The sequence below is a fragment of the Alteromonas antoniana genome, assembly GCF_019249295.1.
Lineage (GTDB): Bacteria > Pseudomonadota > Gammaproteobacteria > Enterobacterales > Alteromonadaceae > Alteromonas > Alteromonas antoniana.
In genome coordinates this window covers 56,692-74,797 of sequence record NZ_JAESDH010000015.1, presented here as the reverse complement: position 1 = coordinate 74,797, position 18,106 = coordinate 56,692, and the positions used below count along the sequence as shown (strand labels likewise).

Annotated in this window: 19 protein-coding genes; 1 reads left to right on the top strand and 18 read right to left on the bottom strand. The window is 47.6% G+C overall.

The window, feature by feature from the left end; translation table 11 throughout:
* Position 1 precedes the first annotated feature (1 nt).
* From JKP77_RS13500 to JKP77_RS13430, 15 genes are all read right to left on the bottom strand, one after another.
* Positions 2–946: a thioredoxin family protein gene (locus JKP77_RS13500; RefSeq protein ID WP_024023021.1), complete on the bottom strand. Its 945-nt coding sequence runs from the start codon at positions 944–946 to the stop codon at positions 2–4.
* A 92-nt stretch (positions 947–1,038) separates the two neighbouring features.
* Complete coding sequence (locus tag JKP77_RS13495) at positions 1,039–1,743, bottom strand: hypothetical protein (RefSeq protein WP_024023022.1); 705 nt, start codon at positions 1,741–1,743, stop codon at positions 1,039–1,041.
* A gap of 89 nt (positions 1,744–1,832) precedes the next feature.
* The gene (locus tag JKP77_RS13490) at positions 1,833–2,906 is read right to left on the bottom strand and encodes a DUF7146 domain-containing protein (protein WP_024023024.1); all 1,074 of its coding nucleotides are present in this window, start codon (positions 2,904–2,906) and stop codon (positions 1,833–1,835) included.
* Positions 2,907–2,997: 91 nt separating this feature from the next.
* Entirely contained in the window at positions 2,998–3,339 is a 342-nt protein-coding gene (locus tag JKP77_RS13485) for a hypothetical protein (protein ID WP_024023025.1), read from the bottom strand.
* Positions 3,339–3,836 carry a RadC family protein gene (gene radC / locus JKP77_RS13480; RefSeq protein WP_000797298.1) on the bottom strand — a complete coding sequence of 166 codons (498 nt, stop codon included), beginning with the start codon at positions 3,834–3,836 and terminating at the stop codon, positions 3,339–3,341. The genes JKP77_RS13485 and radC overlap by 1 nt, the downstream gene beginning before the upstream one ends.
* 82 nt (positions 3,837–3,918) lie before the next feature.
* Positions 3,919–5,574 carry a VWA domain-containing protein gene (locus JKP77_RS13475; protein WP_053410252.1) on the bottom strand — a complete coding sequence of 552 codons (1,656 nt, stop codon included), beginning with the start codon at positions 5,572–5,574 and terminating at the stop codon, positions 3,919–3,921.
* Positions 5,575–5,643: 69 nt separating this feature from the next.
* Positions 5,644–6,084, bottom strand: coding sequence for a hypothetical protein (locus JKP77_RS13470; protein WP_024023027.1), 441 nt, complete (start codon positions 6,082–6,084; stop codon positions 5,644–5,646).
* Between the two features lie 61 nt (positions 6,085–6,145).
* Positions 6,146–7,099, bottom strand: a complete 954-nt coding sequence (locus JKP77_RS13465) for a DUF3150 domain-containing protein (RefSeq protein WP_000027441.1) — start codon at positions 7,097–7,099, stop codon at positions 6,146–6,148.
* 98 nt (positions 7,100–7,197) lie between these two features.
* Positions 7,198–7,962 carry a hypothetical protein gene (locus tag JKP77_RS13460; RefSeq protein ID WP_001901423.1) on the bottom strand — a complete coding sequence of 255 codons (765 nt, stop codon included), beginning with the start codon at positions 7,960–7,962 and terminating at the stop codon, positions 7,198–7,200.
* Positions 7,963–7,964: 2 nt separating this feature from the next.
* Entirely contained in the window at positions 7,965–8,924 is a 960-nt protein-coding gene (locus tag JKP77_RS13455; RefSeq protein ID WP_218311700.1) for an AAA family ATPase, read from the bottom strand.
* A gap of 209 nt (positions 8,925–9,133) precedes the next feature.
* Entirely contained in the window at positions 9,134–10,150 is a 1,017-nt protein-coding gene (locus tag JKP77_RS13450) for a YqaJ viral recombinase family nuclease (RefSeq protein ID WP_000862954.1), read from the bottom strand.
* Positions 10,151–10,210: 60 nt separating this feature from the next.
* The gene (locus tag JKP77_RS13445; RefSeq protein WP_000167276.1) at positions 10,211–10,354 is read right to left on the bottom strand and encodes a hypothetical protein; all 144 of its coding nucleotides are present in this window, start codon (positions 10,352–10,354) and stop codon (positions 10,211–10,213) included.
* Positions 10,355–10,435: 81 nt separating this feature from the next.
* Entirely contained in the window at positions 10,436–11,254 is an 819-nt protein-coding gene (bet, locus tag JKP77_RS13440; RefSeq protein WP_218311699.1) for a phage recombination protein Bet, read from the bottom strand.
* 79 nt (positions 11,255–11,333) lie between these two features.
* Entirely contained in the window at positions 11,334–11,753 is a 420-nt protein-coding gene (locus JKP77_RS13435) for a single-stranded DNA-binding protein (RefSeq protein WP_000795984.1), read from the bottom strand.
* A 15-nt stretch (positions 11,754–11,768) separates the two neighbouring features.
* Positions 11,769–12,095: a hypothetical protein gene (locus JKP77_RS13430; RefSeq protein ID WP_000455722.1), complete on the bottom strand. Its 327-nt coding sequence runs from the start codon at positions 12,093–12,095 to the stop codon at positions 11,769–11,771.
* Between the two features lie 367 nt (positions 12,096–12,462).
* Here JKP77_RS13430 and JKP77_RS13425 point away from each other — a divergent pair, with 367 nt between their 5' ends.
* On the top strand, positions 12,463–13,065 hold the full coding sequence (locus JKP77_RS13425) for a hypothetical protein (protein WP_000035788.1): 603 nt from the start codon (positions 12,463–12,465) through the stop codon (positions 13,063–13,065).
* 90 nt (positions 13,066–13,155) lie between these two features.
* Here JKP77_RS13425 and JKP77_RS13420 read toward each other — a convergent pair whose 3' ends face one another.
* The 3 genes from JKP77_RS13420 to traN form a co-directional block, all read right to left on the bottom strand.
* Positions 13,156–13,818, bottom strand: coding sequence for a uracil-DNA glycosylase family protein (locus tag JKP77_RS13420; protein WP_000342215.1), 663 nt, complete (start codon positions 13,816–13,818; stop codon positions 13,156–13,158).
* Positions 13,819–13,848: 30 nt separating this feature from the next.
* Positions 13,849–14,181: a hypothetical protein gene (locus JKP77_RS13415; RefSeq protein WP_001132435.1), complete on the bottom strand. Its 333-nt coding sequence runs from the start codon at positions 14,179–14,181 to the stop codon at positions 13,849–13,851.
* Between the two features lie 231 nt (positions 14,182–14,412).
* A complete protein-coding gene (gene traN / locus JKP77_RS13410; RefSeq protein WP_000805219.1) occupies positions 14,413–18,105 on the bottom strand; it encodes a conjugal transfer protein TraN in 3,693 nt (1,230 codons plus the stop codon).
* Position 18,106 lies beyond the last annotated feature (1 nt).

Sequence of the window (18,106 nt, the reverse complement as noted above, 5' to 3'; positions counted from 1 at the left end):
GTTATAACCCTCCTTGTGCACGCAGATAGCGAACAAGGAACTCAGGGTCCTGTAATATCTTTTCGTTAAGCTCTTGGGCTGACATCGCGAGTGACACGCCGGGTTGAACAGGTCTGGTGGCATAGTAAGTTTGATCGTCAATCCAACCGGCTTGATGGGCTGCGAGAATGATTCGATTATTGAGCTCATCAAGGCTCATTGCGCCTTGTCCAATCGGAGTAATAACGTTAGGCGGGTCAACTAAGAACACGGCAGGGACAGTCGTAACGGACAAGGATTGTGCTTGTCCTGAATCGACTTTGTAATTGGGAAACTCTCCACCGGGTAAAGGCAAGCCATCGACAGCAATAGCAAACACCTCGAACCCATAGTTCAAGGCCATAGATTCGATGATAGGCGCTTGAGCATGGCAATAAGGGCAATCCGAACGATAGAAAAAGAACAAACCAGCCCGCTTCGCTACTTCACCTAAAGCTACATCACGTTGAGCGCCAGCTTCTCGATCCATCCGATTGGCAGCATAGGTCGCCAAGGGTCTGCGACTGATTTCATCCAAAACAGGATCGCCCATGACCACCTGCTGACTAACATCAGCAAACTGTGAGCCCTTATCCATCATGACGCGCTGGAGATACAGATAGGCTCTGACGTTCTCATTCGTCGGCTCATCAATTGCCTTGTCCATGAACGACTGCATGTGCTCACGAAACCAGGCAGCACTGAAAGGCTTTAGCCCGTCCTTAGTGGGCTCCACAACACCAGATTTCGGCTTCATTAGGTCTTCAGACTCGGCTGGCTCGGGAATGACCTGATACCAAAACCAACCTTCCTGACCACGCTGATAGAATTGCCCATCACTAGCATAGGCGGGCAAGATGAATAGAAAGAAAATAATGATTGGGATGGTCACCCATAGGATGAACCAAGGTAACAAAGGCGTTCTCATTGTCAGCTCCAGAAATTTCACAGAGCTAACATGCTAAAGATCCCCGTAAGAGCGATTGGCCAGATAGATGAAGGAATCGTGTGTGTTTCTGACTATCTATTAAACACTGTTACTAACGTAAGTGCTTTGGCTGATGGCACCATCACAAAGTGCATACCAGAGCTCCCATGACACCAAAACTCTGCCTGTACGAAATATTTTTTTGCTTTCTTTGAAGCTATACATTCTGGCAATAAAGATTTTGCCAATTCTGTGCTACACAATTTAGCGCACAAAGCCTTCCAAGGATGCTTAGGTACACCGCCTGAAAGCCGTTCCACAAACCTTTCCAGTGCATGACGAGTCACCACGACAGGCCCAATGTTCGGAACGTTGATGACCTCATCGATTTCTCTCACGGTAGCATTATCGACGCTGTATTCTTCGAAGGAATATGAGAGCCAATCTTCCCGTTTCTCTACCGATATCTGTGCTTCCTGGTATCGAGTGAGCAAAAACCTAGTCAGGCTGTAAAGTGAATGCTGAGTTGAGCGTTGTTTCTGTAACTTTTTGATAGCTCCTTTACTGACCCGGATTTGAAGCCCATTACCGCTTCGGTTACTCCCCATCACCTCTTTCACTGACAGTAGGTGATGAATCGCATAGAGCTCAGCTGCAATTGGCTTTTGCTGCTCAGTTAGCTTGTCGTATTGCTCACCTAAATCGACCTTTAGTTCACCACCTCTTCGAAGGCCGGTCTTCCAGTAAACCGTAAACTCACCATCAATCTGCTTTGTTAACAGGGTTAATACCATCATGTTTGTTTCTCCTATTGGTTATCTATTTTTCATTCTCCATGATTTTTCAAATATGCAAGGCGCAAAAAAAGGGGCCGAAGCCCCTTAGATCAGATATGAACTTTCGGAAAGCCCATGGCTCCGTAAACATTCAGCACATCATTCCAATCCCAACTTTTCACGCCAAGTGACGTTGGTATCGGAGGGATCAGAACTTGTGTCAGAATGCCTTTTTGCCAGGCTTTTTTCTTGAGTTCATTCGCTGCATTCAGGCCGGTCTCAGAGAGATCGTGATCTGCCCAGATGTACAGCATTTTCACATTACTTGGTGGTTCAAACCTAGCCAGTAGCGTTGCATTCACAACCGACCAACATGTCTGTCCCGTAGCTCTGGTAACCGCTAAAGCTGTTTCGATGCCTTCAGAAACACCTAATACCTCACCAGGCTCACCTATCGGAATGGCACCACCAGTGATTGTTCTGTCACTTGGTATCGGCATCATCTTTTTAGGCTTTTCAACCGGCGCTTTGAATCCATCTTCACTTAGGTAGATCCGATGAAACGTGGCCGAACGCCCTTGCTGAGTAACGATTTTACCTAGCAGCGCTGGGTAGCTATCGATAAACAAGCCATCTTCATCATGGTAAGGCAAGTTTGGATGATACCTCAGCACCGAATCCCATTCAGGACGAAGCCGGGTAACAATGCCACGACGATGCATGTAGTTCCAAACTGGTTGCGCACGAGTATCTGCAAGAGAAAACGTTTCTCCCCAGGTTTGATTCAAGCGATGGATAATCGCTTTGTCCTCGTCCTGCTTTCTAGCCTTCCAATCAACTGCGTTACTCGGTATTGGCCGAATAGGCGCTTGTATTTGTCCGGGTTGAATACCAAGAACCTGGCCGATTGCTTCAATAGACTGAGCAAAGTTCCATCCATTAATCCAAGACAACAGTTCAAAACCATCATGAAAGATACCGCAGGTGTTACAAACGCCACCTCCGGTATATTCAGCATCTTTGAATAGCCTAAAGCCATCACGACCGCCATGAACAGGACAAGCCACATGACGGCCCTTTCGAGCAATGGCGGCATCAAGTTCTGGCACCAATACCGCTAATACTTGAAGCCATTGGCCATTAAGATATGGCCTTACTGTTTCAATTTGTAAAGGTAACGCCATATAACCTCCTTAAGTAAAAAGCCGACTCCTACCACTGGTGGTAAAAGTCAGCTTGGGTCCTGCATTGAGCCGTTTGGTTAATGCAGGAACGTTAGTCAAGCTGGATACCATGTCGTCTTAATAGCCACATGATGGAATCACGAAGCACATCAGGATCGACAACCGCAGCCATCGCGCAAACACGAAAGCAAAATGGCGTTAATTCGTCATTTTGAATCCACGACAACACATCCCTTCGCAATCGAGTACTGACACGACCGTCCAGCAATACACGGATCGCATCCAATAGAATGCCTTCGCGTAACTGCCAGATTTCCGTGTCAGACCAAGTGACTGGGGCATCATCAAACTCAAATAGAAATTCGAGCTGTGATGACGTGTGTTGATAGGACTGCTTTTGTGATGAAGGAGAATGGGCAATGCGCCCATTCATTAAAGATAACCGCGTTCGGCAAGCGAAACGCAGCCCTCGGATGCGACCACGACATGGTCAAGCGTTCGAATATCAACAAGTGACAAGGCGTCACGGAGTCGATGAGTGATGCGTTTATCAGCTTCACTGGGTTCAGGATCACCCGATGGATGGTTATGAACCAGTATCACTGCTGCCGCATTAAGTTCTAGCGCTCGTTTTGTTACTTCCCTTGGATAAACGCTCGCTGCATCTAAAGTGCCTTTGAACAGCTCTTCAAATCGAATAACGCGATGCTTTGTATCAAGAAACAGTACGCCAAAGACTTCGTGCTCATACTCGTGCATCAGTGTTTGCAGGTATGAGAACGCCGACGATGGCTGTTCAATTTTTCGACCTTTACTCAATCGACCACGGGCAAGCTTGAGCGCCATATCTAAGATATCCGCTTCAGTCACTTGCTCAGGAACGATGTAAGTACCGGCTTCTTCGCCAGCTAAGAACTTTCTGTTTTTCATAGGAGTCTCCAAAAAAAACGGAGACGAACCCATGCCCAGGCGGGGACGGAATCGTCCCCGCAGGGTGGTAAAATGGATGTGGTTACTGAATTATCAGTTGTTGTGTTACTTCGAATAACTCACGCTTCAGATCTTTGACGTCGTTAATCACGATGCTTCGAGGAAAGAATTTCTCAACACTGCGTGTTTGAATCCCGATCCCCAGCAGCTCAAAGCCACTGCGTCTGCACCGGTCAACAATGTCATGCGTGGCAGCCCAATCATCTGGGTCACCATCCGTTAGCACTATCATTAGCTTTCGCTTCTGTTTTTGTGCCAACAAACTGTTTGCCGCAAACCACATAGCTTGTGCCATAGGCGTACAACCTCTTGGTTTTTGGTCAAAACAGGCGGCCCGATGTCGAACCGATTGCTTGGGCAATAACGCGATAGAAACTTCCTGATGAATACCAGGAAAATAACTGACCGCAGGTACAACACCCGGTATACCTTCCAATGCCATGGCTAAAGCCAAAGCGGCTTCATTGGCAACATGAAAATACTTGCGATTACCTTCGCCAATGGGCTTACCCATTGAGCCCGATATATCGACAAGCAAGTGCACAGCAGCATTAGGCGCAATGCGGGGCTGCCTTTGAATAAACAATCTCGACTCACCTGCTTGTGAAGCGGCAAGACGATGAGTTGCCACTCGAAGACCGTACCGTTTGGCATGATTCCGATTGTCCTGACTGGACTGAACCATGCCCCTAAGTCGGGCTCGAATTTGAGCCGACTCAGACGCCGATAAGGTCAAGATAGCCTCATCACCCAACATAGCTTGCTCTGCTTGGGGCAAACTGAGTGGAGTGACGCCCTGATGTCCTTCTGCTTGTTCCGACAACACTTCTGCCACTTGTGCAAAGGTATCGGGTTCAAAGTGAGCGGCACTGGCCTCTAAGGCTTGTCGCAAATTATCAGCTTGATCAGAGTTATCTGAATCACTCGTTTCAGCAGCATCCCCTGTTGCAGACGAACTTGTTTCCGGGGTTTGACTGTCACTACTGCTATTGCTGTCATTACTCGCATCTTGTCCAATGTCATCACCGCCATCAGCATCAGACTCATCCTGTGGTGGACGAGATTCTTCTTCCAACATGGCAACGATGGCATCGACAAGTTTCAGCACTTCACCTGTAGATGCCAGGCTAGGCACTGCTGTCAGCATGGCGCTTAACCGGCTCATCGCTGCGGCAGGAAAGAGTTGTCTCACTCTTTCATCAACAGCTTGATACAAAGGCGTCAGCGCTTTCTGGCCCAGAAAATGGCATCTCAAGCGAAACAACAACCAGGCTTGCAAGTTAGATGCAGGCTCAGGCTGTTCAGGTACACACATTTGCTGTGTGTCCACCATGTACTCAATCACTTGCGAAATACTGCGCCGGGTTCCGGGGTAATCCTTTGCCAATTCGTTTTCAATGCGCACATCCTCAATAATATTGAGAAGTGCCTTACGGATCGGCTTAGACGACGCCTTCTTCACCATGTCAAAATTGGTATGCCGAATATGCGCCGCTTCATGAGCCAGATAACCCCAAGCTATTTGTTGATAGTGTGGGTCGTCTGGGTTTGCTGTTGGGATCACAATCCGCTCACCATCGGTAAACGCATCTTGTCCTTGAATAAGCACCTTCACACCAAACTTTTCGCCATAAGCGGCGGCAACGATTGGCAGTGCATTTTTTAATGGATGATTCATGGGAGTCTCCTAATCATTAGGGGGAATACTCCCTCAGCGGGAGCGTTTCCCCGCTGGGAATGTAAGTGTTTAAACCTGTGCTTTTAGCTTAACCAGGTCGTATTTTTGACCTAACCAAGCCACCAATTGAGCGGTACTCTCGTGCTGCTCAAATGACGTTTTAAGCTGGTCTAAACTCAGGATGTCATCCAATGTCAGACCATACTGGTCTTGTAACTGAGTAGACACCTCGTGTTGATATTGCAGCCAGGCCCGCTCATGAGCGGTTTGCTGCAATGCCATGTTTGGAACAAACACCATGGCCGTTACCCAAACACCTTGCCCGTCCGCATCTGCGATCAATACAGGGTTCTTGGGGATCACGACACTATGTGTTGAGTACGATCGTTGTACTAACGTTCGACAACACGCCACTTCTGGTATCGATTCACTTTCAACCGCATCAGTCACACCACGAAAATGCGGTTCAAACTGGTTCAGTTGGCTGGGGTTATGGATGGTTGATTGCATAATTTCCTCTTACATAGTTCAGAGGACATGCGCCCTTAAGGGCAACATGCCCTCAAGGACGTTAGAAATAAAATGAGTTTGGTACAGTCGAACCAAGGTTTGGTCTGACGGTTGGTTGTGGTATTGCACGTAAGTTATCTGCCTGAGCAGATACTGGCTGTGCGGGTTTAGGTTCAGGTTTGGGCATCAGTTGTCTGATATCCAATTGACCTTCACCGTGCATTCTCATCTTGTCTGGATCAGACAAAATTAAAATGGTCGCCATCAGTTCGTGATAGAGATTGTCTGTCACAGGGCCGGTCTTCGGCAGACGAACAAATAAATTGTCCATCGCTTCAACCATCGGCTGAACTCGATGATCCAGGAATGACAAACCATCCAACTTGTCTCTTAATCGCTTGAGAGGATTAAGGGCACGCTGACTGATTTGATTCTTTCCTGCAACGGAACGCTCAAACAGTTCATTAGCATCACGAGCCACCTCCCTAAATAGGGTGTGTCCCATGCCATTGACCTTGTCATCTAAGCCACCAGCTTGTTCAGCCGGTTGCATTCGATAGATGGCATAATCGAACTGAAGCCGTTGTTCCACGTCTTCGATGGGTGACAGCGCACGCCGAATTGCATCTGCAAATTCCGGGTGTTTCGCAACCCAGTCAAACGTCACCTGATCATAGTTGTCCAAGAACAACTGCTTGCACTGCGCAAACTCCTGACCGATCCTGTCAAGCTCTGGAACAATCTGATCAATTCGGTCTTCAGGGACGGCATAGCCACCTAAAAACCGCACACCGACTTGCTCACACAAGCGCTGCGCTTCTTTCTTAAGCCTTTCAAAGTTCGCCAATGCCTCTGGGTCGCAAATTTTTTTACTCCCTAAGCTGGCAACATCCTTCGGTGGAAGTTGGCTGCCATTGGCTAATCTGAAATCTTCAGGCCTTAGCTTTTTTCTACCGCTCCAGATGGAACAGTCGATGTGACAAATCAACAGTTTGTCGAGGGTTTGAATACTCATAGTGCATCCTCATGCGAGATGGGGACGCACCACTCCCAACAGGAGCAATGGCCCCCGTTTGGGTGGTAGTAGTTGACGCGCTAATGGCAATACCACTATCAGAAATAGTAATTTTGCGAATCAGGCGACGATTGGTTGAGATCGATTTTCACAGGCATTAAGTCCAGTGCTTCAGCTATCGGGCGAACCCGCTCTAAATCACTGCCTAGCAACCGCAATACATCTTTTTCCAACTTCAGTTGGTCGGATACTTCTATCCCTTCAGGACTCGCTACTGTGAGCGAACACAGTGGTGGTAATTGACGCTTAAAAGCCAGTAACAGCAACAATGGCCACGGGCCATCATCAGTGTTAACAATGCCAGCGCCTTCACCTGACACCATGCTGATTTGATTGGTACTAGGTAATCCGCTTTTGCAAAACCCTAATGACCATTCTCCAATCCTGACTTGGTTATCATCAATAACAGCCAAGCCATAGGCTTCAAGCAGCTTTGCCATATCGAACAACGCTTTTTGCGCCAGCGAGATTTGACCATTGACGTCCTTGCGAGTACGAAACTCCCAACTGACGTTATTGGCGCACGCGACGCTATCAAGCGCATTTGATAGTTCAAATGGCCGCCCTTGATGATCAATGCCGACTTGTCCAACAAATCGATAACCCTTGTTGATTTTCTCATTGATTCTTCGGTCTGCTTCTGCGTTAGGATCAGTCGAGTCAATTAATCGCTGCTGCGACAATTGACCTGCTTTTCCAAACCGAACTTCAATCTCCTGGGTATCTGATCCAACGTAAATGGCCCATTCTTTGGCTGTCCCATCAGAATGACTGTAACGGTAAAGAGCAAAGCACTTTTCCATCATCAATCCTCCCAGTGGTCACCGAAGACATCAGCGGCAATACGGTGAATGGCTTCACGTTGCTCCAACTCAGCACGAGCCGTCAAAGACCGAACCAGTGCATACTCCACTGCGTTAGGAGCGCCTTTAAAAGCAAGTGTTAACTTTGCCCAGCGCACCAAGGTCCGAGTGGACATGGTGATACTAAGCTCTGCACCGCCATCCGCGCCCCCAATAAAAAGACGACGAATGTCACCAGCCACCTTCACCATTTTTTGGCGAAAGACCTCTGGTAAGCCCGGCGCAACGTTCTCCAGAATGGCTTCCTCTACAGATGGTTCTGCATAGGTCGCTTCAATGATTCTAAAGCGATCAAGGAAAGCCAAATTCTGTTGAAGCACGCCTTGATACAAGCCCGTTTGGTCACCGCTGCCCGCACTGTTGCCGGTAGCGATAAAACGAAACTTGTTGTGTGGCATGATGATCTCTCCGTCATTTTGTGCGATGGCCAAAGGGGCACCTTCCAAAATGTCATTGAGCCCAGCCAGTTCAGCAGGCTCAGCAAGATCCATTTCATTAATGATCAGCAAATGGCCATGCTTTACAGCCAGTGCCAGCGGTCCATACACAAAGGTCATGTTGCCATTAACCAGTGTGTGGTGACCGATAAGATCGGACAATTCCAATCGACCGTGCGCAGTAATTTGCTGAACAGGCCAATTCAATCGAGAAGCAACTTGGCAAATTAGCGAGGTCTTCCCGCATCCAGTGGGGCCTGTAATATACAAACCGTCACCGTCTGGGTTAGACAAGAACGCCAATACGTCACGTAAGTCTTCTTTTCTAAAAACATACTCGTCCTTGCGAACGGGAATGTTTGGATGGGTAGTGTCGGCACTAAATCCTTCCAGAACGAAAGCATCAGGAGCCGGGACATTAAACGCTTGATTCACTTGAACCAAAAATGGGGATTGTTCAGTCATGGTAAACCTCATCAGTTTTGACGAGGCTCCATGCCCCAGCAGGGAATGAAGTCCCCGTCGGGTGGTATGTTGATTGTGGTATGGCTGTGTATGTAAGAGTTCAGCTCGCTCTATCATTCGTACCCAGCATTGGCTACGAGTGAAACTGCTTTCTGATGCACTCCATATGAGCGCATTAGAAAGGAGCCGAAATCGGCTCCAAGTGAACGTTAAAAATAAAATGAGCTCGGCGAGTCACCTGGCAGAACCAAGTTCTCTTGCTCAAGGCTGATTTTGATTGGTGTTTCAACGGGCTGCTCTGGCTTATTGGTGCTAATGCGCAACCGCTCTTGTGGCGCTTTTCGGTAAGCGGCTAAAACCTGTTCATCCAGCTCGCCTAACTTATCGGTGGCCAATTGCTTATAGTCCACCGTGCCCGCCATCATGTAGCGGCTGAGTTTGACCCCAGCATAGTCGGCATGAGCGTAGTTACCCATCATGGCGACCAATTTTGACTGGGCGTCTCGCATTTCCTCTTTCAAAGATTTAATGTGATTTTCCAGTCGGACCACTTCGGCATGTGCTGAGCAATACTGTCGAGACAGCGATGTCCAACGGTATTGGGCTTCACCCTTAGGAACAAAACAATCTTGCTCAGGGCATTTTGACGGTTCTTTTTTGGTCTGTACTAACTCCCAAAACTGAAGCGCTGTTTCTTGCAATTCAGTTAAGAACGCCGCGTCTCGTTGTATTTCAAACTCAATCAGTTGATCCTCAAAATAGAATACCAACCAACCACGCGTGCTATTGGCGACCAGTATTTGATGCTGTACTTGCACCCAATACAACTGGTACGCCTCGCTTTGTTCTCGATGAGCTTGCACATCCTCAAAAACTGACTGGCAAGGACATTTCAGTTCAACGGGCTCGCCCGCATCGTTGATGCCATCAAAGCTGGCTCGAAAGATTGCGTTATGATCGGCTTCTGCACATAACGGCAGAAGAAAGTCATTATGCGCATTTTCAAATGCTCGCCTTGCTTGAGGCTCCAACCGTATACCGCGAAGCACATTTGGATTATTCGACAGGTCTTCCGGTAATACGAATCCAGTTTTTTCTGCCCATAATCGCCAAGGTGTTTTGTAGGGTGAACGCCCCATAATAATTGGGGCTTCAGATGCCGTAACCCCTGCAATGCGCCACTGGTGCCATGCAGGAGTACGTTGTGATAGGTCGATAACCTTCATATTGCCTCCTTTGAAGGGAGACTCCCCCGAAGGAGAGAACTCCCCTTCAGGGTTAAGTGGTTACTTTGCAGCTTGTGCTAACGCTGTTTGGTGCTGAACAACACTTGCTTGAAGCGAATCAATTGCCGTTTTACCGGCTTGAATCGAACCTACGACAAGGGCAACAACCAATACCAAGCGAAAAAGTGAGGCTGATTTAGTCATGGAAGATCTCCAAAAAAAGACGAGACCTTCCCCCTGACGGGAGAATAATCCCGCCAGGGTTAGTAAAATGAATGCGTGGCTCTAAGAAGCTAAAGGCTGTGTGAGCGCTTTGGCTGCTTGTTGCTGTGCATTAAATATTTCTTGTTTCGCAAACGTCAGTTCAACACCTTGAAAATGTTCATTGGCATATTCCAATGCACTATTCCAAGCGTTTGAAGTTTCCGCCCGCTCGATAAGCTTGTAAACAAGCCCTCGGGTTCGATCATCAACTTGCTCGGGTGGAATCACCGATGGCTCAACAACGTGTGTTGCTTGGCCTTCGATAATTCGCTCCGCTTCGTCTTGATCGAAAATTCCCACAAAGCCAAACGCAATGCGGGAACACTGGATCATGGATTTATGTCTTAGCATTCGCTTAGTGTGCGTCTGCCATGGACCATCTACCCGGTAAGGGCCATTTTTGCCGTTACCTTCAAAAGGCGGTCGATAGACTTCATCCAGATACTCAGTGATTTTGACTGGGTGCGAACGGTCGCGCCGATAGATGATGCATTCCATCCATTCAGGGCATTCTTTCGCGCCATCCAGTGAGACTTTGTTTTCTGAAGTCTTAAACTCCATGCCATCAAACTGGTCGTGTTGATTGATGATGCGAGACCATCCATCGACACCTACCACTGGAATAATTCCAGCTTGTTTATCAGGGAACGCAAAAATCTCTTTGGTGAAAGGGTTCAAGCCGTACTGATCTGCAACCACCAAGAGCGCCATCATCTGCTCATTGGTCGGTGCACTACCGTCACGTTGCTTGAATGCTGTTGCTTTTAGGGTATCGAACAATTTGTTTGGATCGACACTAAAGCGCTCAGCAAAGCGTTGGATTAGCTTTGGTTTTTCCATTATGGACTCCGACAATCAAAGTGGGAGTCTGCCCCTGACGGGAAAGTACTCCCGGCTGGGTTAAAGCGTTTTTGCTCGGTTAAAAATCTGGTTCAGGATAAGTTTGTGCCCAATTAGCTTGGGAGCTCGCATCATCCGCCGGTGATGGCTCAGATGCTTTGTTCACACTATCAAGAAGCAGAAACTCGTCCGCGTCCACTTCGGTCAATCGATGCTTAATGCCATCTTTCTCCCATGAACGCGTGCGCTGAGGCCCTTGAACAAAAAGCTTCGCTCCCTTTTGGATTAAATCTTTTGCTCTTAGCCCTAACTTAAATCCACCACGATCTCGAAAAACGACCCGATGCCATTCCGTATGCTCTTTGAGCTCATTGGATTGACGGTCGCGCCATTTCTCAGAAGTGGCCAGTGAAATACTGGTCACTAAATCACCTGATGGATAGGCTCGTGTCTCTGGCTCAGCGCCAACGTAGCCTATGAGTGTTACTTGGTTTTTCATGATGTTCTCCTCGTCTTAGTTGAACTCTGTGCACACAGTCGCTTCTACCCGGCTGGGCAAAGAAGACTGACGACGCAGATAGGTTGGTATTTCGAGTAAAGCCATGTCGTACTGATGTGGCTCTTTGTAAAACGCAGATGTCAAACGGGGCATACCAGGAGCTTTAGGCACTGCCATTGGACGACGTTTTGGTGTTGGTGTGAGCAATCGCTTGATTTGAGTAAGTACAAATCGAAACGGACGCACGCTTTGACGAGCAAGCAATCGCAAAAGCGACCAGCTCAGTTTTGCTAGCAACATAATGCCCGCGATTTGGATAATAAATCCGAAGATATATTCCATTGGTGACTCCATAATTTGGTTTTGAAGGAGTCACCCCCAACTGGGGAAAACTCCCCCAGTTGGGTGGTGAAAAGGCGAACCGTAAGGAACGCATGGTTGAGCATGTAAGAACATGCAGGCTATTTGTTTAAGGAGGCTAGCTACCTCTTAGTACCACTGAGAATACTCAGCGGCGGGCTTCCTTTGAGCTCATGCTCTCAGGCGCAGATATCACTGAAACAGATCAGCAATATTTGATAGTCAGTGTAACCGTCTTATCCAGACAGGATAGTCAGAAAGATGCTCAATTCTTCCACCTAGCTGAAAGGCCATTACCTCACAGAGGATTAGTCTAGGGACTGATTATTGTCATATCAGGAGCAAACTTATGGCCCAAGCAAAACCCAGTTACTCAAAACCCATCTTTGAACAATCATTCACAATTAATAGCTTACAGGCGCAACGTGTCGTTGACCGTGTTTTTAGACGGACGGTCAGTGCGCTTTACGGAATCGATGTCATCCTGCGCATCATTGGCGATGAGAACGAAATTGATGACGTGGAACAGATCATTAGCCAGTTGATCGAGGATTGCGCTAAGGCGGTAGACAACGAACAATCTCGTTTGGACAAATTGATGGAGTCCAACGGCATCGATGAAGTACCTGACTACACCGACCCGATTACCTTCAACGCTAAAATCAGCTCGCCTCAGGTTGGCCAGTTTGTCGGCTTAGTGCGCAAACTCGATTCGTTGATGATCTCAATGGACACACTCTGGTTATCTAGCGTGCTTAGTAACAAGCAACGTGTTGATGGCAACTACGCATGGCAACAGCGCATTATCAAACTTGCACGACGCATTATTGATATCGAAATTCGTGCACGAAAATCAGCCCAAGCTAAGGGTAAAGAAGCAGAAGTTGAGCAAGCGGTGCCTTCAACCGATGACGATATCACTGAAGAGGAAACAGATACTCCCGCCAACTAGCGAACGGCTCCCATCACACAGCCCCTCTTGAAGGGGCTTTTTCAAGATACGACGCAAGGCTTGCGCTGCATATAACTATTCAAGCATTGGTTATATATGATTTTTGTAAGCGTGGTAGTTATCGAGTACTTGATGATAAAGCATGGCCGACTTTTTTCTTGCGGCAGGATGGAAGGCATTGATGAAGACAACCCCGTCATTAACATGCACTCGTTCGCTAACTTTTTTAAGCTCAGGGAATACGTAACGTTTAACTTGATTATATGTGCCGCAAAGCACAACAATATCAGGGTTAATCAACTCAATTTGCCTTCGAACAAAAGGGGCAAATTCTTTGGCATGGGCGTCAAATGATTTTTGGTCGGTTCGCGCACTTCCAGATGTTTTCCTTATATTTATGTATGCAATATTCTTAACTGCATTTTTTTCATTTAATTTAGCATCTCTCAGTGACGGCACAGCCCCATCATATTTTTGAAGTCCGTAAGCCCAACGCCCCACCCGACGAAGAACCTTTCCTCGCCACCATCCACTTGCCTTCACCTCAATAGCCCTATTAATAGCGTTGACAATATTTTGCTTTGCTTCATTTGTTTCCTTTAAAACAAACAAAACTTTTTTACCACAACTATCCCAGTCCTCAGTTGAAATCACTCCATCGTAGTTGAAATACCAATCCTTCGGGAATGCCTCTGACCATGCAACCATTAACTTATCAAGACAGTCTATTTCTGAAACATATTTATCATCCATAGGAAAACTCAGGCTGGTTCTTATAAAACATCATTTGGATAGATGGGTAGTTCCATTAGGTAGCCATTCAATATTTAAAGTGCCACCACCAAAACGCACAATCCCTTCCTTTTTCGGCAGCTCGTTACATTGACCTCGGTATTCTATGAAATTATCCAGAAGTTCAAGCAAGTGTAATTTGAAGCCTGATTCGGTGACCTGATCAAAAATGTCATCTTCAAGAGTCCAAGATGTTCCGCTTAGGCGGTCTTCGTCATCTTCCGCACGAAACACCACCTCACCCGACACCTTCACAATGTCAGGGTGTTGTTTTGAAAGCATAGACAAACGAGTAGCTTCAAAGTTTTGATCGAAATTAGGCATTATTAATTTTCCTTTTATCATAAATTTTATATGTGCCAGACTATCAGCTTTTCCTTTTTGCAGCAGCCTCCTAAGTCTGAAAATGGTAAAAAAATAAGAGCAAATTGCGCACACGCTGAACAGAAAGTATAAGAGGCCCAAAGTGCCAAATTGGTTACCTTAAGGCGCAATAAGCTCATTAAAGTAACCATGATGGAACATTATTGGCAAAGCTGTTTTAGATGGATACGCTCAATTATTCCCCGAAATTTCTTCCGTCGCCTCCTGACGCAGTTTCTGTGCATCCATTCCGTTTAGCCGTTCAATGGCTCTATCTGCGGCACTCTGACGATTTCCATCAACGTTTAGCGTACTTCCTGAGCCTGTGAGTCGTTCCAGATCCAGTGACGGTACTTCGGGTAGGTTGCCTGTTATCGACAAGATACCTATCCATTCATCGAGATTGACTTGGCTCCAATCTACCTGGTTTAACTGACTCGCGGTCAAACCTTCACAGTTTGGTGACTTGGCACTGCCCCAACCAAGGCCCAATTGAGGACGTACTTGTTCTTGAATGATCCGTGAAAGTGGCGAAGTAAAACAGCAATATGACTGCCGTTTTTCAACACAGGCACCTAAGAACTTAGACTTGCAGTAAGAGCCTACATAGTGGCAACTCTTCAATACCCGCTTGGCGTTCATTTCAAACTCGCTCTGCTCACATTTCCAGATAAGCTGAATGAGGATCATAGTGACTGAATAAATCATGTAGGCCGTCATAACCGTACTCAGAACCGCGCCCGCAGCGCCCCCCAGGGCAAAGTTACCACCCGAAACGACACCATCGGCTCCAACCGCACCACCAACGTTACTAAACAGTGCCGATTGCGCCCCCGAACCAAACGTAGAGCCTACCCACTCAGCCGTTTTGTTGGTCAACACCTGCATAAAGCCAGTCGCAGCTTGCTCCGCTCCCGCGCCAGCAGCCGTTGATGGCCCAGCCCCCATGAGAGAGTCCCATGCAGACACAAAAGGCTCTTTAACCGCACTCCAGGTACTGGTGATTGGTTCCCTGAGCGTATTCCACGAACCATAGATTGCCGAAGACGGATTCATGGCCATGACTGCCGTATCAAGCTTGTTAACCGCCACTATCATCGTGATGTAATCCGATAACGACACGCCACTTGGCTTTTCACAGCAATCCACTATGCCACCAACGGCTTTTTTGCACTGGCCAGCATTACCTTTAAAGACCGTACACTCGACGTTATCTTGGCCATCAGCTCCCGTACATGACATATCATTGGTCATAAACTGCGCCGCATTAAGCATCGCTGCGGCTTCTGCAAAGTTAGCCTGCTTGATTGACTCTGGCTCTAAACAATCTGTGCCCATACAGCGAACTGGCCCCTCACAGTTGTATTGAGTTTCCATTCGTGCATTTTGCACTTCAACGCTTTGTCCGCAGTCATACACCAAACTTTGGATATAGCAGAAGCCTTCATGACCAGCCCCGCCTTCAGTGCATTCGGTTCTGACGTACTGGCAGGCCAGGTTTTGCTCCAGCGCGGCACACGTATTGGTGGTCGTGTTTTGTCCGTTATTAACGATGGTTTGTGTATTACCATTGGCATCTACCCAGCTATCTGAGCTGCCCATGTTGAACTCTGGATGAGCAGTCGAAGCATTGTAGGTTGCTCTTGCCCTCCAGCATGAGAGTCCCAGTCCATCAGAGCTGCCGCGACTGGTTAAATGAACAGGAGACGAAACAACCGCTGGATAAAGGCTCCCAAGATTGGCCAACTCGCCACTACCAACCGTTAACCCGTCGATTCGTTTTGTGCCCGTATCCAAACACTGCCACTGCACGGCAGTAAACTGATCCGTTTGCATCAAGCATTGGTCTATGCCCGGATCACTTGATTGATGAACAACGTCCTGTTCTAAGTACTTGCCAGAGAAGGTCAATGAAGCGCTCAGTTTCGCAGGAGCCAAACACTTCTGAACTTCTCGGCTGCAAGTATCGAAATCGACTTTGTTCCAGCCGGATTCACATCTGGAACGAGTAACTTCCTGAGGTTCATGCCACGAAATAATCGACCCATTGGCGACTTTACACAATGAACCAACCAAGGTTCCTTTTGGACACGTCATTTCAGGGTATTTAATGGACGGTTTCGTCTCAGTCACCGTTTCCTTATTGCCCGTCAGTGAGAGTGTCGTTTTCCAACCATTTGCCTTGGATGGCGACTCGGTAATTTTTATCTCAGTATTTTGATTATCAAAAATTCTCAGTATCGCGTTCCCAGTTTGCATAGTACTGCTGTGCTGTGGAACAAAGCTGAGCGTTTCAGAGCTAAAGCAACCACGCTCAATAGACCAGCTTTGTTGATGAGTTTCAGCGGATACACGTCGTTCTAACTGACACTCAGTAAGCGTGCTGATCTTCTCGCACACCTGGTAATCCGGTACATGCTTGGTTTCAGTAAATGGCGTAATCGTCTGAGTAGGCTCACAGGCCTCAAAACTACTTGGCATAAGGTTAGATACCACACACTTTGGATCGCTGGTTTGCAATCCACAGTCATAGGTATCGGTAAAACGAATGCATTCACCTTTATCATTGGTCTCGGCACATTCTGACGACATGAATCCACAGGAAGGATTCGCTTCAAGCACTTGGCAGGCCTGATTTTCAATCCCCTTATAGCTTTCATCATCCACACTGACTTGTACACGCCGACACAAAGGCGATATGCCAGCCACAGGGCTAGGGGCAAAGTAGGATTCACAAACTGAAACACCATTGACCACCGTACATCCGTTGGTTGAAGAAGGCTGATCCGTGCATTGAATGCTGTAGTCTGAAAACTTCGTCGGGATATCCGCTGCTTGTTCGATACAGGATTGTGGCGACCAACTATCATTCATCACTACCTTGGTTGGATCAAAGCGCACCTTTATGCGTGCATAGCCCTCACCACTACCCGTAACCGATACGCGAATTTTTACCGGCACTTCTAAACCTGGTTCTACCGCTTTTAGCTTGGCAGTGAGATCGGTATTTGGATTGCGCTCCCAACTGGTACTGAGCTCGCAACGACCTGCCGTTTCTGGTGGAAAGTTATTGTTCGGCCCAGACCAGACTTTCTGATCACCAAGCCACACTTGCATGTAGTCATCCCATTTGGCGTATTCAAGAACGGCTGAGGTAATCGCATCGGGGTTCACGACTTTGAGTGTGATGGCCTGTTCAAACACTTTACAACGGCCACTCCAGTAGTTGTCGCCAATTCGTCCAATCCAAACTTCAAGACACCCCTCACCACAAGAGCGAAGGTTCATCGGCCCTGAAACATGCTCAATGATGCCTGCCGTGTAATCGTGAGTAATAGTGCAGCTGTTAACCGCTGTATTGAGCCTGTCACATTGCTGGTAATTTGGGCTGCCTTCACCTTGAGACTCACAGCCGGGGAAGCTTTGGGTTAATAGATTGGGGTCAGTTTGAACCGCATCAGTTAATGCCCAAAGCGGATCATTGACCATATCTGGCCGAGACCTGTCTTTGATTTGCTGTAGCGAGCGAAACGCCTCACCCGTAGCGCCACTTTCGGATGCCATGCTCTCTTGGCGCTGCGTCCCCAATTGATTCATGCTGGCATCAGAGCCATAAACGCCCGTTAAGACATCTAATGAGCCCTGATCCATACCAGGAAATAGCTCTTGCAAGTTAATGGACTCATTACCACTGCCACTCGGCACCAACAATGTATTGCCGTTAAGTGCGGGCATCGTCCAGTTTTGCAGTAATTGCTTACCTTCTTGTTGTCCGCTTAAGCCGGATTGGCGCTGCACATCAGCGGCCACACCATGTAAGGGCAAGCAAGCCATAGTGATTGATAAAACACCCGCTAAAACTCGGGTAAAAAGTGTTGGTTTCATA

Coding starts and splice junctions, on each gene's coding strand:
- JKP77_RS13500 (WP_024023021.1), bottom strand. CDS start 946: ATGAGAACGCCTTTGTTACCTTGGTTCATCCTATGGGTGACCATCCCA.
- JKP77_RS13495 (WP_024023022.1), bottom strand. CDS start 1,743: ATGATGGTATTAACCCTGTTAACAAAGCAGATTGATGGTGAGTTTACG.
- JKP77_RS13490 (WP_024023024.1), bottom strand. CDS start 2,906: ATGGCGTTACCTTTACAAATTGAAACAGTAAGGCCATATCTTAATGGC.
- JKP77_RS13485 (WP_024023025.1), bottom strand. CDS start 3,339: ATGAATGGGCGCATTGCCCATTCTCCTTCATCACAAAAGCAGTCCTAT.
- radC (WP_000797298.1), bottom strand. CDS start 3,836: ATGAAAAACAGAAAGTTCTTAGCTGGCGAAGAAGCCGGTACTTACATC.
- JKP77_RS13475 (WP_053410252.1), bottom strand. CDS start 5,574: ATGAATCATCCATTAAAAAATGCACTGCCAATCGTTGCCGCCGCTTAT.
- JKP77_RS13470 (WP_024023027.1), bottom strand. CDS start 6,084: ATGCAATCAACCATCCATAACCCCAGCCAACTGAACCAGTTTGAACCG.
- JKP77_RS13465 (WP_000027441.1), bottom strand. CDS start 7,099: ATGAGTATTCAAACCCTCGACAAACTGTTGATTTGTCACATCGACTGT.
- JKP77_RS13460 (WP_001901423.1), bottom strand. CDS start 7,962: ATGGAAAAGTGCTTTGCTCTTTACCGTTACAGTCATTCTGATGGGACA.
- JKP77_RS13455 (WP_218311700.1), bottom strand. CDS start 8,924: ATGACTGAACAATCCCCATTTTTGGTTCAAGTGAATCAAGCGTTTAAT.
- JKP77_RS13450 (WP_000862954.1), bottom strand. CDS start 10,150: ATGAAGGTTATCGACCTATCACAACGTACTCCTGCATGGCACCAGTGG.
- JKP77_RS13445 (WP_000167276.1), bottom strand. CDS start 10,354: ATGACTAAATCAGCCTCACTTTTTCGCTTGGTATTGGTTGTTGCCCTT.
- bet (WP_218311699.1), bottom strand. CDS start 11,254: ATGGAAAAACCAAAGCTAATCCAACGCTTTGCTGAGCGCTTTAGTGTC.
- JKP77_RS13435 (WP_000795984.1), bottom strand. CDS start 11,753: ATGAAAAACCAAGTAACACTCATAGGCTACGTTGGCGCTGAGCCAGAG.
- JKP77_RS13430 (WP_000455722.1), bottom strand. CDS start 12,095: ATGGAATATATCTTCGGATTTATTATCCAAATCGCGGGCATTATGTTG.
- JKP77_RS13425 (WP_000035788.1), top strand. CDS start 12,463: ATGGCCCAAGCAAAACCCAGTTACTCAAAACCCATCTTTGAACAATCA.
- JKP77_RS13420 (WP_000342215.1), bottom strand. CDS start 13,818: ATGGATGATAAATATGTTTCAGAAATAGACTGTCTTGATAAGTTAATG.
- JKP77_RS13415 (WP_001132435.1), bottom strand. CDS start 14,181: ATGCCTAATTTCGATCAAAACTTTGAAGCTACTCGTTTGTCTATGCTT.
- traN (WP_000805219.1), bottom strand. CDS start 18,105: ATGAAACCAACACTTTTTACCCGAGTTTTAGCGGGTGTTTTATCAATC.